17 protein-coding genes are annotated in these 13,602 nt (G+C 37.4%); all 17 read right to left on the bottom strand.

What is annotated here, in order from left to right; translation table 11 throughout:
• Positions 1-10 precede the first annotated feature (10 nt).
• Positions 11-871: a terminase small subunit gene (locus D9780_RS04060; RefSeq protein WP_121639373.1), complete on the bottom strand. Its 861-nt coding sequence runs from the start codon at positions 869-871 to the stop codon at positions 11-13.
• 96 nt (positions 872-967) lie between these two features.
• Positions 968-1,495 carry a sigma-70 family RNA polymerase sigma factor gene (locus D9780_RS04055; protein ID WP_121639372.1) on the bottom strand — a complete coding sequence of 176 codons (528 nt, stop codon included), beginning with the start codon at positions 1,493-1,495 and terminating at the stop codon, positions 968-970.
• A gap of 89 nt (positions 1,496-1,584) precedes the next feature.
• Positions 1,585-2,157, bottom strand: coding sequence for a hypothetical protein (locus D9780_RS04050; protein WP_121639371.1), 573 nt, complete (start codon positions 2,155-2,157; stop codon positions 1,585-1,587).
• Positions 2,154-2,354 (bottom strand): XtrA/YqaO family protein, encoded by a 201-nt coding sequence (locus tag D9780_RS04045; protein WP_121639370.1) that lies wholly within the window; start codon positions 2,352-2,354, stop codon positions 2,154-2,156. Before D9780_RS04045 ends, D9780_RS04050 begins: the two co-directional genes overlap by 4 nt.
• A 61-nt stretch (positions 2,355-2,415) precedes the next feature.
• Complete coding sequence (locus D9780_RS04040) at positions 2,416-2,619, bottom strand: hypothetical protein (protein WP_121639369.1); 204 nt, start codon at positions 2,617-2,619, stop codon at positions 2,416-2,418.
• 14 nt (positions 2,620-2,633) lie between these two features.
• Positions 2,634-3,998, bottom strand: coding sequence for a DNA cytosine methyltransferase (locus tag D9780_RS04035; RefSeq protein WP_121639368.1), 1,365 nt, complete (start codon positions 3,996-3,998; stop codon positions 2,634-2,636).
• Positions 3,999-4,072: 74 nt separating this feature from the next.
• On the bottom strand, positions 4,073-4,888 hold the full coding sequence (locus D9780_RS04030; RefSeq protein WP_121639367.1) for a DNA adenine methylase: 816 nt from the start codon (positions 4,886-4,888) through the stop codon (positions 4,073-4,075).
• Positions 4,881-5,507 carry a hypothetical protein gene (locus D9780_RS04025; protein ID WP_121639366.1) on the bottom strand — a complete coding sequence of 209 codons (627 nt, stop codon included), beginning with the start codon at positions 5,505-5,507 and terminating at the stop codon, positions 4,881-4,883. The genes D9780_RS04030 and D9780_RS04025 overlap by 8 nt, the downstream gene beginning before the upstream one ends.
• Positions 5,500-5,835, bottom strand: a complete 336-nt coding sequence (locus D9780_RS04020) for a hypothetical protein (RefSeq protein WP_121639365.1) — start codon at positions 5,833-5,835, stop codon at positions 5,500-5,502. The genes D9780_RS04025 and D9780_RS04020 overlap by 8 nt, the downstream gene beginning before the upstream one ends.
• Positions 5,836-5,890: 55 nt before the next feature.
• Positions 5,891-6,598, bottom strand: coding sequence for a hypothetical protein (locus D9780_RS04015; protein ID WP_121639364.1), 708 nt, complete (start codon positions 6,596-6,598; stop codon positions 5,891-5,893).
• Between the two features lie 25 nt (positions 6,599-6,623).
• Positions 6,624-7,004: a replication terminator protein gene (locus D9780_RS04010; protein ID WP_240458776.1), complete on the bottom strand. Its 381-nt coding sequence runs from the start codon at positions 7,002-7,004 to the stop codon at positions 6,624-6,626.
• Positions 7,005-7,039: 35 nt separating this feature from the next.
• Positions 7,040-7,564, bottom strand: a complete 525-nt coding sequence (locus D9780_RS04005; protein WP_240458775.1) for a Holliday junction resolvase RecU — start codon at positions 7,562-7,564, stop codon at positions 7,040-7,042.
• A 20-nt stretch (positions 7,565-7,584) separates the two neighbouring features.
• A complete protein-coding gene (locus tag D9780_RS04000) occupies positions 7,585-8,505 on the bottom strand; it encodes a DnaD domain-containing protein (protein ID WP_121639363.1) in 921 nt (306 codons plus the stop codon).
• Positions 8,506-8,509: 4 nt separating this feature from the next.
• A complete protein-coding gene (locus D9780_RS20955; RefSeq protein ID WP_162985781.1) occupies positions 8,510-8,686 on the bottom strand; it encodes a hypothetical protein in 177 nt (58 codons plus the stop codon).
• Positions 8,679-10,556, bottom strand: coding sequence for an ATP-dependent helicase (locus D9780_RS03995; protein WP_121639362.1), 1,878 nt, complete (start codon positions 10,554-10,556; stop codon positions 8,679-8,681). Before D9780_RS03995 ends, D9780_RS20955 begins: the two co-directional genes overlap by 8 nt.
• A complete protein-coding gene (locus tag D9780_RS03990) occupies positions 10,483-12,621 on the bottom strand; it encodes an SMC family protein (protein ID WP_121639361.1) in 2,139 nt (712 codons plus the stop codon). The genes D9780_RS03995 and D9780_RS03990 overlap by 74 nt, the downstream gene beginning before the upstream one ends.
• Positions 12,621-13,559: a hypothetical protein gene (locus D9780_RS03985; protein WP_205601118.1), complete on the bottom strand. Its 939-nt coding sequence runs from the start codon at positions 13,557-13,559 to the stop codon at positions 12,621-12,623. The genes D9780_RS03990 and D9780_RS03985 overlap by 1 nt, the downstream gene beginning before the upstream one ends.
• Positions 13,560-13,602 lie beyond the last annotated feature (43 nt).

Here is a 13,602-nt window from a genome sequence, read left to right as displayed (position 1 = left end):
GGTGCAATACTCATAAGTTATCACCTTTTCTTGTGATAACAATTTCAACTAGACCATCACCTTGAGAGTCAGACAGCTTCTCTACTTCTGCCTCGGCTTTTTTAATATCCATTTTCAACTTTTCTTCTTTTAGGCGCCTCTGATTATTTTCGGATAAGAGGTCAAAGTATTTCGTTAGCATATCTAGTGCTTTCATCTTATCTGCTAACTTAACAGATATGCCTTCTCGACCTTGCTTTACTTCTGTAAGTATCGTTCCATCTACTTTTTCCGAGTCAACAAGGTCAACATAAGAAACGTAGTCCATCAATGGCTCACCATTCTGGTTAGTTAGAGGCTTGCCAGTATCAGAATCTTTTTGGGCTATCTCTCTCCTGCCAAATGTCACGTAATCAGTTATATCTGCAAAAGCTATGTCGATGTACTTCTGTAGCACGTCTCGAACATTGAGCTTTAGCTCATTAGTTTGTTCCGCCTTCAATTGGTCTATATGTGCTGAAATCTTAGTATTTCTTAGTAGCCCATGACCATTTACCATTGCTGTTGAATAAGCACATTCATACGCCTTCTGATAAGCTTTGGTAGCATTGAAGTATTTAATGTAATAAATACAAAAAAGCCTTTGTTTATCAGTGAGTTCTTCACCTTCAACAATAGGCTCATATCGTTCTTTCTTTTTGGTTTCATTCAATTGTTTTTGGGTTGCAACCTTATCCGTTTTGGTTGCATCCTTTTGCGTCGGATCTCTACTCCACTTTTCTCGGCTCTTTCTGCTTTTCAAAGTACCTATCTTTACGTCATGTTTAGCAGCAAGATCTTTCAGTGTAATCTTCGTTGTTTCCCATTCGTTTCTAATCTGCTCCCAATCCATTACATATTCACCAACTCCCACTACTAATATTTAAAGTGCTTAATCTATACAGACCTCACGGTCTTTAATTATTAATTACTCATATAATTAAGTGCTCTACATAACAGCCTTTTCATCCCCAGTACGGGTTCGTACGACATTCGTATGACAAGATAATTTTCTATTAATTTTATTCTTTGCTCGTTCAATAAATTTCTGTACAGACGCCTTAGATATTTTAAGTTCTTCTGCAACCTCACGCATACTATATCCTTGAGCCATATGAAGCAAATAACACTGCCTTTCTCTATGTGATAATTCTACAAGAATATTTACTAATAAACGCTTTTGTTCCTCTGAAATTTCTTTTTCTTCAGGTTGAATATCCAAAGAGGGGAATAAATCCATATCTATTAAAGCTCTGCGCTGATATGCTGACCGTTTATCAATACCTCGTAAGTTACCTGGTCTACGTCCTGTTTTCATCCATTCAATGGATTCAGACATATCATTAATCATGCTGTTAATATGCTTTTTATCCTCTCTATCACAAATAAATTCAATATTTAGTTTACCTTTCTTTCTAATCAATTCTTTTCGACCTGCTTCGTATTCACTAACTAATCTATCTACCCACATAGTCATATTCGAGCCCCCACTCGTATTTTTAAATAAAAAAAGACACCAAACAACGCTTATTGCGTCATTCAGTGTCCTCCAGATGGCTGGTAGAACTATAAAGAGTTAAACTCCTTTTGCTTTTCCTCATATTTTTGTTCAAGAGCAACTTTAAGAGCATTTAATTCATTAGTAGCATCCTCTAAAATATCTCCAACTCCATTAACGTTCTTTTCTAGGCTTCGTTGCCAGAAATACTCTATTTGTCCTTCTGCTATACTTAAAATATCCAAATATATATCAAACGTATTTCCTGTGAAAGCGTTTCTATTTACATTTTTTATTTTACGTAAAAAATCAACAATATCTGTTTCATTTAACCCTTTTGCGTGTCGAATTTTCGACAGTTCGGAATTAGGTTCAGGACCCGTATCCGTTCTTTTTATCATTTCTTCCTCTTTTTGATATTTAGCATAGACATCTACATGTCTAATTAGATTCTCGACTGAATATAGTAAAAAGCGCGATTCATTTAGAAATTCATTTATCACTTTCTTTTTTTCCTGTATTCTATTGTTTATATTAGTTCTATTCATAATATAAATCGCAATCGAAGCGGTTATAATAGCTCCTAATAATGCACCCATAAAACTTGGATCAGAAAATAATTCACGTAAATATTCCTTCAAAATTCTTCCCCCTCATCATACTTCACACGCTTCACCTTACCCTGGTGAGTAATTATTTTGGTTTCCCCATGATTGGGTAGACCTGTTAATTTAGCTTTCCCATCACAAACCACTATAGCAAAGCTACCATTATGTTCCATTATATCAATTTCTAGTTTCATTGTACTAGGGTCTATTTGAATATCTTTTAATCTCACAAGGATTCCTCCTATGTTATAATAGATGTGTGTCGGACAGGAGGAATCCTGTCTTTTTTTATTACATCAATTCACCCTGCTGCTCTTTAACTTTTGCCATCCGGTGTTTTTCGTTAATGTAGACCTGTTCTAGCGTGAATAACCTACAATCCTCTACTTTTCTTCCATCTCGTGTATAAAAGACACCCATACGATACAGATCGTTAATAATCTTAGTCCTACGATCATTTACAGCACGTTGGCGCTGTTTTTCTGATATATCCACTAATTATCCCCCTCCTAGCTACTTGCAGCAGCTTTATACTCATATTTTTTAACGCACAACTCTGGTAGATTCGCCCTAACAATCGCCTCAGCGAAAGGTGGCGGAACTGAATTTCCAACTCTGGCCACTTGTTGTGTTTTTGGGTACCGTTTACCTTCATGATCTTTGTCAATTACGTATGATTTTGGGAACCCTTGTGCCAAGAAAAGTTCGTGCGGCTGCAGCATACGCATTCCGATATCGACAATTTTATAATCCTGCCCTTTAACCGTTACAAGACCAAATCTGTCTCTGGTCGAAATCGTATGCAATGGTTCGTCCAACGACTGGCCAACGCCATGTCCGTAGTATTTCATCAAAAAAGCTGTTACTAGCGCATGATGATCCTTGACCGTAATTGTGTGTAATGGATTATCCAAGCTGATTCCAGGACCCTTATAATTACCGCCGTAATGCTTGGCGAGAAACGCTGTTACGAGTCCGAATCTATTCGCTGTAGGTATCGTTGCAATCGGCTCATCAAGCCCGCTTGCCCTCGTCTCGTTTCCTTGGTGAGTATAGTAGTGCTGCAGAAATACCGCTTTATCATCCACAATATAAGGCTTATCTGCTTCAATCACATATTTCTGTATACCTCTGAATATCCGTAACATGCTATTTTCTACTAAGGGCTTTTTTCTGTAAAATATGCTCGGTGCTGGAATAGACCAATCAATTATTTCGCCAGCTGTTCGAAACGGCTTTTTTAATCCTAATTGCACATTTACTTCGTTGGAATCACCATGAGTTGGCTCTGGCCACTTTATCGGTTGTTTGTCACGCCTAGCGATCATGAACAATCTCTGTCTAGTTGTTGGAGCTCCATAATCACAGGCTTTTAGTGTTTTCCACTCAATCTCATACCCTTGTTTTCTAAGTTGCCTATTAAATGATTTGAATGTATATCCTGACTTTTCAGGGTCTGGTCTGCCGTCTTTAATTGGACCCCATGTTTTGAATTCTTCAACATTTTCTAGTACGATAACTCTCGGTTTTACCGTAGCGGCCCAGCGCAAGGCTACCCATGCAAGCCCCCTGACTTCTTTCTTTACAGGTTTTCCACCTTTAGCCTTGGAAAAATGAGTGCAATCTGGAGAAAACCATGCTAGTCCTACTTTTCTTCCTTTGACAACTTCGATTGGATCGATATCCCAGACACTTTCCAGATAGTGCTCTGTATCAGGGTGGTTCACTTTATGCATTGCTATGGCTGCTGGATCATGATTTATGGCGATGTCAACATTTAAACCAGTAGCTAACTCTATCCCTGTGCTAGCTCCACCGCCCCCTGCAAAGTTATCTACTATAATCTCTCTAAATAAATCTAGTTGTTTTTTCAACTGATTTCACCATCTTTTGGCTAAACATTCTGTTTCTCCTTTCAACGCTCGCTTGCCTTATAAACCGAGTCCTTTCATAAGCTAAACAATGACTCTTGAAAATATCCATGTTGTGCAGCTACTGGGTTAATCCAAAGCACTTCTTGTCTTTTAGCTCCAGCTTCTGCGAGAACGTTCATACTCTCTTTTCGCCAATTAGTTAAAAGATCGTTATATAATTCATGATCATACCCCGATAGCAATACAGGACCAGGATGTCTATCTAGTTGTTTTAATAATTGCTCATGATCATCGATTGTCATTTCGTACTTATAATGCCTTTTCGTACGAGTTTCTAAGATATAAGGTGGATCGGCATATATTAAAACATCTTCTCTCTTGTACCGATCAATTAACTTTTCAGCTGGTTGATTTTCTATTTGAGCCTGCTTAAGCCTCTCTGCAACTTTTAGGATTTTATCTGGAAGCTTTCCCCACTCTTTAGCAGTATCAGGGCCATTTGAAGCTATTAGGCTACGCCAACCTGTTCTATCACTCGTTTTCGCCCCAATCGCCTGCCAGCAACGTACTAAGAAACGCCTTGCTTGCTCTATTTCATTACCTTGCTCAAAATCATAAGAAAGATAATATTCTTCCCTAGATAGAGGAGTGAAATTTATAGAATGGGCTAATTCATCCGGATTATCTCTAATGACTTTAAATAGATTAACTACACTGCTATCTAAATCATTTATCGTTTCAATTGGCGACTTTGTTTTATTGAAAAACACTGCCCCGGATCCAAAGTACGGCTCGAGATATGTTTTATGTTCAGGCATATGATTTATAATCCAACTGGCCATACTCCACTTACTACCCGGATAGTGCAATATTCTTGGTATTTTATTCATTGGAGACAACGCCTTTTTCTATTTGCTCGCTAATCATCTGCAATCCCAACCAGTAAGCAATAAAGCTATATGGCAACCTTTGTCCACAATCAGAAATGCAACTTGCTGCTTCGCCGTCAAACCAATCCACACTAGTATGCTCATAGATGGAAAAGACAGCTTTCTCGAAATGATCATGGAGATCCCAATTCCTAGTTGCACTCATAAGCTCTTCATGCAACTCGGCTTCTTCCTCCTTCAACTCATCAACATGAGACACATCGCACCAGTCGAAGATGAATTCTTTTATTTCTTCGGCAGCCAGTTGACTGTCAAAATCCCACCTTCTCCGTTCGTGGGCAGATAATTTTCCAGTAAAGTACGATAGATTAAAATCTTTAATATTATCGATGGTAGCTAGGCAAGTTAAGTTATATGCAGCGTCTCCTAGATCGCCTGTTACAAAAACCATGTTGTCAGATAGCACGTAATCTATTTGATACATTCGAGTTCCTGGTTCACCCCAATGAATACATTGAAATCCTTCGACACCTTCGATTAACTTGATTTCATGATTCTCAAACCATTGTTCACGGATCTCTTTTTCGGCATTTTTCAAGTATTCATTTTGACTAAGCATTTTGCTTCCCCCTCAAGGCTTTATCAGCTACTTCAAAATACTTCCTATCTATCAAACCAGCCATTTCTTTTATTTGTTCTAAAGCCATCTCTAATTCTTTAATCCTTTTGCCCTGTTTTTCAATGCCTTGCTGAAACTCATTTTTAATCGTTCGCTCACTAAACAGCTCATTGTTTAGGTAGCGACAACGTTTTTCCAGCTCTTGCACAAGTTCGGCTTGTTGGATAAGCCATAAATAATCGTCGTAGATTAATTCAGTTATAAAGTCATGGAGCTTATAGGTATTAGCATTTTTCTTTATTTCTTCCAACCGTGCTCTAAACGTCATTATTAGTAACCTCCAATCTCTATATTTATCAGGCTCCTGAAAAGGAGCCCCTATATTAAGCAATAATAGTCACACGACCAGCTTCAACTTCTTCTTTAAGCGAGCGCCTAAGGTAATCTTTAATATTGTCTACAGCTTCGTTTTTCCAAGCTCCTCCATCTGCCTCATAGAGAGCACAACTTGGTCCCGATTGCATACGAAATATAAAATCACTCTCAGGTTGTACTACTTCAACAAAGGTTCTGTATGGTATTAACGAAACTGGATTCGGTACTTCAACATTTCCAACTGATGCTACTCCCACTTTCGCAACTACTGCCTGTGATATTCCATCATCACTAACCGTCTTAACTTGATCCTCTGTAATGTTACCAACCACTTTAAGCATTACATCGCGATCTTCGTTTTGTATAAAGCAAGATTGTAAGCTAATGTTGAATTTCTCTGTGCTATACCAATCGTTAAAAATAAAAGTCGGGAGAAGTGCTTCTGCTTTTAGAAAATAGTCTCTTTCTTGATCAGAGTTTAATGCTGACTTAACTGTTACAGACGTAGGACTAACCACATGTAAAATAACAGGCTCATCACCATCGAATTCAGATTTTATATAGCTTACTAAACCTGATAAAGTATGAACCGTAAATGGTGTTGCAGTCGGTTCCTCAATCAAGTGCAATTTCTTATCTGAATATGTCTGTCCATTCTCACCATGAATTTCTGCTTTTCCTAATCCAACAATGTATTGCAATGCTTCTTTAATCATTTTTCATTCCTCCAAATTTAGTTTTTTATTTTGTTTGTTGATCTCTAAAGCTAACTACTTTTTCACCTGTATCTTGAGCTACATCTCCATCAGTATCGAAAAACATTTGCCCTTTTGCACCCGATCGCAACTCTTTTCCGATGATATTTCCGTTGTCATCAGCACCCATCATTAGTTTGGTCTCAACCTCTTTCATTGGTTGTAAGCTTACTTTTGTAGAAACAGTTGTATTAAGAACGTCACGTTTTTCATCGCCATGAATCTTAATTGATACTGTGATTGTTCTGTTTTTCTTTGGATCCGTATTAGGATCTGCTATATTCTCCAACACCTTTTCTAATTCTGCGTTTACCTTTGCTGCTAAAGCTCCTTCTGCAAACTCGTTTAAATCAATCATGTACTCCATTTCTTTAACCTCCAAATACTAGATTTTTATTATTATTAAGCAATCTCAGTCGCTATCAATCTATCTACAACACTCAAATAATCCAACGGCACACCATTTTCACTTTTAACGAGCTGGGCGTATACTTCCAAATCACGAATTGAAATGGACTTTCTACCACCTTGCTTGGCTTCTTTCATGTATTTCTGAAGCATATTACTCGGAACAAGGAAAACCTCTCCTAACGCCCTCATATCCACGATAAGAAATGATATAGCCCCTAACTTTTCAGCGACCGCTAGATATTTAAGTTGGTGATCCGATATGATGGACAAGGGAAACCGTTTCTCTTTAGTTGACTTCGCTTCAAAAACCACTGATTTCCCTTGATATATGCCGTCGTAATCGACTGTGCTCTTTTCTTCGTAGAAGCCTTTAAGTACCCTTGTACCCTTTGACTGAAGCACTTTTACTGGCGTAGGCCGTTTATTGATGATGGCTCGTCCTTGGTTAAGATATATCTGATTCGTGTAATTTAGTGTGTTTTCAAACGCCATACCTCGTTTTCCTGTGTAAACCACTTGTATCGTCTCCCTCGTTGTTACCCACTAGAATATTGTTTAAGCAATTGCTCAAGCTCCTTTTGCTCCTTTGCATCACCGGAATTATTTGCTCCACTCTCTTTCTGGGCTTTCTGCTGTTGCTTTTGCTGTTTAAACCATTCTGGAACAGGAGCGCCTACCGCCTGAATACGTGGTTTCGAGAATGATTGCTGTTTTGCTTTTTGTTGATTTCGAAACTCAATATCCTCTGCTTTTGCTTGCTCCATAGTTTTAATGCCTTTATTTGACCAAGACTGCAAAATACTTCTCGCATATCCCCAATTAGGTTTGTTTCGATCTAACGCCCTTGTCATAGCTTCAATGACCATCTTGTCTCCAAAATCATTTATCCAATCAATTATCTCTTCTGAAATTGCTGGACGAATCATCCCAAAATTGTTTTGATAAAAAACAATCGCGTCCTCGCTATTAGCAGTAGTAGTATATAATTCTTTAATTCTTAAATTCTTTAATTCTTGATCTTGTTCGGACTTCGTTCGGACATCGTTCGGCGTTAGTTCGGCATTAGTTCGGACTTTCTCATTTAATGTGTTCTTACTTTCTTTTCCTGTGTCCTCTAACTCTTGATATTTCGCATAGTTTACAATGGTGAATAGTGTTCCTAGTTCCGTTTCTTTAACGTTCACCCTTTCAGCCTTAATTAGTTTATTAACACAAGCTTTAACTGTACTAAGTGAGTATTTTTTATACCCTCTTCCTTCTTTATAAGCTAGTGCATCTCTTAGCTTTCTGTAGGAACTTACATACTGACCCTCGTTTAAAATCATGCCTTTATACTTAAAACCGTCTTTATGACTTGCCTTACCAATCAAAAATATAAATAGCCGAAATGTAGTGACGTCGTGCCATATATCAGAGTCAAATACTTCCCTGTATAGCTTTATCCATCCGTCGCTCATCGTGTCACCTCCTGTCTCTTCTACACAAGATAAATCCTTTACTAGCTTTAATTGGTGTGTATTCTGGATAACCTTTTTCAATGTAATCTTTTACAGCTTCCTTGAAGGCTTCAACATCCACATGTTGCAGATCCCACAACTCTTTCTTGATCAAAACACGGTGCAAATCTTTTTCATTCATCACTTAATCCCAACTCATTAATGAAACGGCTCCTCTGTTTCATTTCCTCGTTACCTCCATAGTTTTTAGTGAATATAGGTCTAGAAATAATTAATTCACTTTTTGCCCTGGTAGAAGCTACATACATCAATCTTCTTTCCTCTTCAATGTCTCCCCTTAGATTAGGGAAAACTTCTTCATTTACACCGATTACAAAAACTTTTTCAAACTCCAATCCTTTTGAACCATGGATAGTCATAAGCTTTACAGCATCAATATCTTCCATCATTTTTTCTTGTATATCTTTTGTAACGAGATATCTCAAGAACGCATCTGGCCGATCACTATCACCTAGACTTCTTTGAATCTGACACCAGCGTTCTATAGTGTCTCTCGCAATCGCTAATGCTTGCACCCTGTTATCTAACCCTAGGCGTTGATACAAAGGAATGAGACCTAATGTATGGACAGTTGCTCTGAACGCTGTGTGGGCGTCTAAATTACCTATTTGACTTCGTAATTTTGATAAAACATTAAAAAATGACTTTAGTTTTGGTTCTTTTTCCTGATACTCTTCCAACGCTTCTAAATACGTTTGATCACGCATAACGGTATTGAGTTCAATTTCTTCTAACTGCATTGCTCTTAATCTGTTTTCAGGGAAATTAACGAGTTTTTTAATTCTCCATGAATCTTTTTCATTTACTGCCAATTCGATAAATCCTATAACCGTTTGAACCACGCTCTCTTTCAAAGGGTCGTTATTGGTTGATAGAACTACACATGGTATGCCGTTCTCTTTTAAATGGTTGGCCATGTTATTTATCAGTCTGTTCGTTCTGGCTAATATGGCTATATCTGAATAACTTTCAACATCACTATCTTTTATTTGTAGAAATGTTTCCATAGCCTCGTCTTCCTCGGAATCATATTCATAAAAACTTATTGAAGTACCACTCACATCCGTTACCAATTCCTTATTAGTCTGATTATTATTGTGCTTAATCAAACTATTGGAAGCTTCCACTATGGGTACTGTAGATCTATAATTACGGGTTAGTTTAATCGTTTCACATGTCGGAAAGTGATTTGGAAATTCAACTATATTTTTAACTTCTGCTCCGCGCCATCCATAAATAGCCTGAAAGTCATCACCAACAACGAATAAGTGGTCTGGATCCATAAGCTTTATAATGTTTAATTGCACTTCTGATGTATCTTGGAACTCATCAACAAACACATATTTGTATTGATCCTTGTAATAGTCACGAACATCTATAAATTCATTCAACAGTTGCTCGGTTCTGTTTAATAAGCCATCTAAATCAACGGCATTATTTTCCCTCATTCGATAGCTGAGTTCTTCTAAAACATCTTTTTCGACATTATCTGTTTCTGAAGGACGCTGCGCTTCTTTCAATACTTTATTTACAGACGTGTCATAATGAAATTCTGATATTATTCGCTTTATAATGCTGTCTCTATCTGATTGGTCATAGATCATAAAGTTTGAATCAAGTCCAATCCGATGACCGTATTCTTTTAAAACTTGTACACAGAATGCATGGAAGGTATTGCAGAAGAGCTTCTTCCCCTCTGCTTCACCAATCAGACCCATGATCCGTTCTTTCATTTCTTTTCCTGCAAGTCTTGTGAAAGTTAATGCCAGCATATTACTGGTGCCAACACGATGCTCATGGTGTAGGTGGGCAATTCTACTCGTTAGCACCCTGGTTTTTCCGGTTCCCGCTCCAGCTAGGCATAAAATCACATCTGAATCTGACACAACCGCCTTATATTGAGATTCATTCAAGCCTTTAAGCAATTGCATGTTCTTTTTCACCGCCTGCAGCAAGATTCCATACTTTCCAACCGTCAACATCTGGTACATCAACAACACCTGCTAAAATGATGTTATCCAGCTTGTTTGATAGTTTTTCCAACCCTTCAAGCGCATTTTTGAAGTTTCTTTTGTCGAGATTTTCAATATTATCAAGTGCCAATACTTTTAATGGTGGATTGGCACGTTCTAAGATAGTTACCATAAAAGCAATTAGATATATTAGCTTTTCACCTGTAGATAGGGAATCAAAATTAGTTGACTGCCCTTCCTTTATCCATCCAAATTGGAATACTTCTTGACCACTAGCACTGGTAGTCTCAAAAAACACTTCATGATTAATACCCATTTCTTTTAAATTAGCTTCAATATCTTTTTTAATAGGATTTAATTGTTCTTTAACAATTAAGCCGCGCACTCCCTTGGAACCTAACTTTTCTTTGATGTCCTTGTAAGAGTCGGCTTTCAGGGTTGCTTTCTTGCTCTCAAACATCGTTTGTCTTAATGTTTGAATCTTATTCTTTACCTTTTCTTGTTCCTGGACTTTCTCCTCAAGTTCATTTATCTGTTCCAAAATACTAGCTTGTTGTTTTTCTAATACGTCTAAAGGAGCAATAGCATCTACTGGTTCACTTTCTAATTTATTTAATTCGGTTTCTAGCTGATCAATGTTGTTTTGCAAGTTTTCATTTTTACGTTCATTAGCTGCGATTTCTTCTTTTAAAGCGTTTATCTGATCAGTAATTTGCTTATTAAAATTGACCACATCGCGAAAATCATTGTTATCTTTTTGAGCTTCTAATCTCCACTTTTGAGCTTCATCTTGTAGCTTTTTGGCCTCTTCCTGCTTTTGAATCCCCTGCGATTCAAGTTCATTCATGTGCCTCTCTAATTCAGTAATTTGTTTAGTCGCATGTTCTACATATGGTGTAAAATCTTTATGACAGGATATCTGTTTTTGAATAACACAAACGCCTTTATTTTCGTTAATTGTGTCTACAGTGGACTGTATCTGGTCACGACGCGATTCTAACTTTTGGTACTCTGATTTTAAGTTCCACGATTCCTGCTTGGCCTGCTCACTCTGCTTAGATAGTTCATCGGCCTTTTGCATGTAATCCGCAGACTTACTTTCAGGAACATATTTAATTTGCTCCTGAAGCTTGCTTATTTGTTTCTCAAACTCTTCATTTGAATGCTTTGGAGTACCTTTCAAATTGTCGATACCTGTTTTTAACTCTTCGATTCGAGCCATTTTTTTATCATGAGCTTGTTTTTTCACCTTGTCTCTAGCGAGTTGCTCTTTTAATTCCAAATATTTTTCTCGAAACTTAGCTAAATCTTCTTTGTTTTGACGTGCATTGCGGTCTGTTTCTCTTTCTTGGTTTTTCAAATCAGCCAGCGAACGAACAGCGCCCTCTGTATCTTTTTTGTTTTTGTTCCAATATTTAACCTGATCATCCACGTAATCACTTAAAGCTGTTAGTCCATCTTCAAATGAAAAGCTATCTGGAAACTGCTCTAATGATTCATCTATAATTTCTTGCAATGTTTCATAATGATCGGGGGCATTTATTTCTGTTTCCGTTGTAAGAAGTTCATCCTCAAGAAACTGCCGTAACCGCTCTTTATCCCATGAACTATCACTACTGGATAATGAATAAATAAAATCACGCCGTTTACTATCGCTTAGATTTATAAATTGACCAAAGTCCAACATAACTGGAAACGATCCTACTTCTTGTTCAATTCTTGCTTTCTTTTTGGTATTAGTTCGCTCTCCCTTAGACGGAGAGATATTGACTGACTCTGAATATCCAATCTCTGTTTCTCCGGTGCTTTTTTTCTTTCTCTCGTTTCTGCTAAACGTTCTAATAAAGTTAAAATCGTCTAATTCTAAACCAACCTTCATTTCATTACTGTCTGATGATAATTTGAATGTTTCTGATGGAGTTTTACCAGCCCCAGGAACATAACCCAAAAGGGCTGTTCCTAGTGCTTCAATTCGTGTACTTTTTCCGATTCCGTTTGGACCAACAAATATATCTGCACCAATAAGGTCTTGTTGAACAGAAGTGCCTTTTACGTTTTCAATGATTATCTTGTTAATGGCCATTAAAATTTCACCTCATTATCAAATAGGGTGCTTTCGTCAAATTTTCCTTGCGATATGTTTTCGCCCGGTTGAGAATAGGTTATTTCTTCTTCATCAGCAGAAACCGCAATATCTTCTTCGGAAACCTCATCCATTTGATCAATTACTTGCACGTTTTGATCTCTAACCTTAATTTCTTCACCACGTTCAGCCTGTTCTGCAACATGCATTAATTCCTCTTTTGATAAGTCTGTAGTAAAACCTATAACGGTAACTTGACCATACTTTTGCCCTTTACCACCATTCGGCTCTACATAAGTAGTCGATAGAGCTGGATGTTTCTTGAGTACGTTTCTTTCACAAATAGTTTGTGCTTTTCGTTCGGCAAACAACTTATTATTAATATAGGTATCAAATGCCTTGATGACATCCTTATGACTAAGATCTACCCACACACCCATGGAGCCTTCTATTTTGAAAAATGCACCTATCTTTCGATCTTCTTCTGTAAGCATTTGTTCCATACATAATCGACCTACATCTTTGTTATATTGTGCTTTTTTGGCTAAGTCTTGAACCAAATACATCTTAATGTCGTAAAGTAGTGTAGATGACGTGATAACCATGTTTCCAATAGGTGAATAACCAACTCCGATTTTCTTCACCCATACCTTCGAGATAGTACCAGATTCCGGATCAACAATTGGATAAGGGTTTACAACTACTTTTCCATCTGGAAGGGTCAATGTTTCAGGTGTAATGATGGATATGCCTGCAATTTTATTCATTTCACGATAGCCAGCTTCTGTGATCATTACCTTGTTTTGTATTTCAGCAAGATGACCTTTTGATTCCAAAAGATTTACCTTTCCTTTTACAGCCTTGATGTTCCCTTTAGCGCTTTTGCGAATAAAAACTTCATTTTCCCCTAAGATTGCTACCTGGTTTTGATTACTCATTAACTTTTCCTCCTGTTGATCAATTACATTCAAAACGATATAA

This window comes from Virgibacillus sp. Bac330, assembly GCF_003667845.1.
Lineage (GTDB): Bacteria > Bacillota > Bacilli > Bacillales > Amphibacillaceae > Virgibacillus > Virgibacillus chiguensis.
The sequence above is the reverse complement of the archived record's forward strand: the minus strand, read 5'-3'. Positions and strand labels throughout refer to the sequence as shown.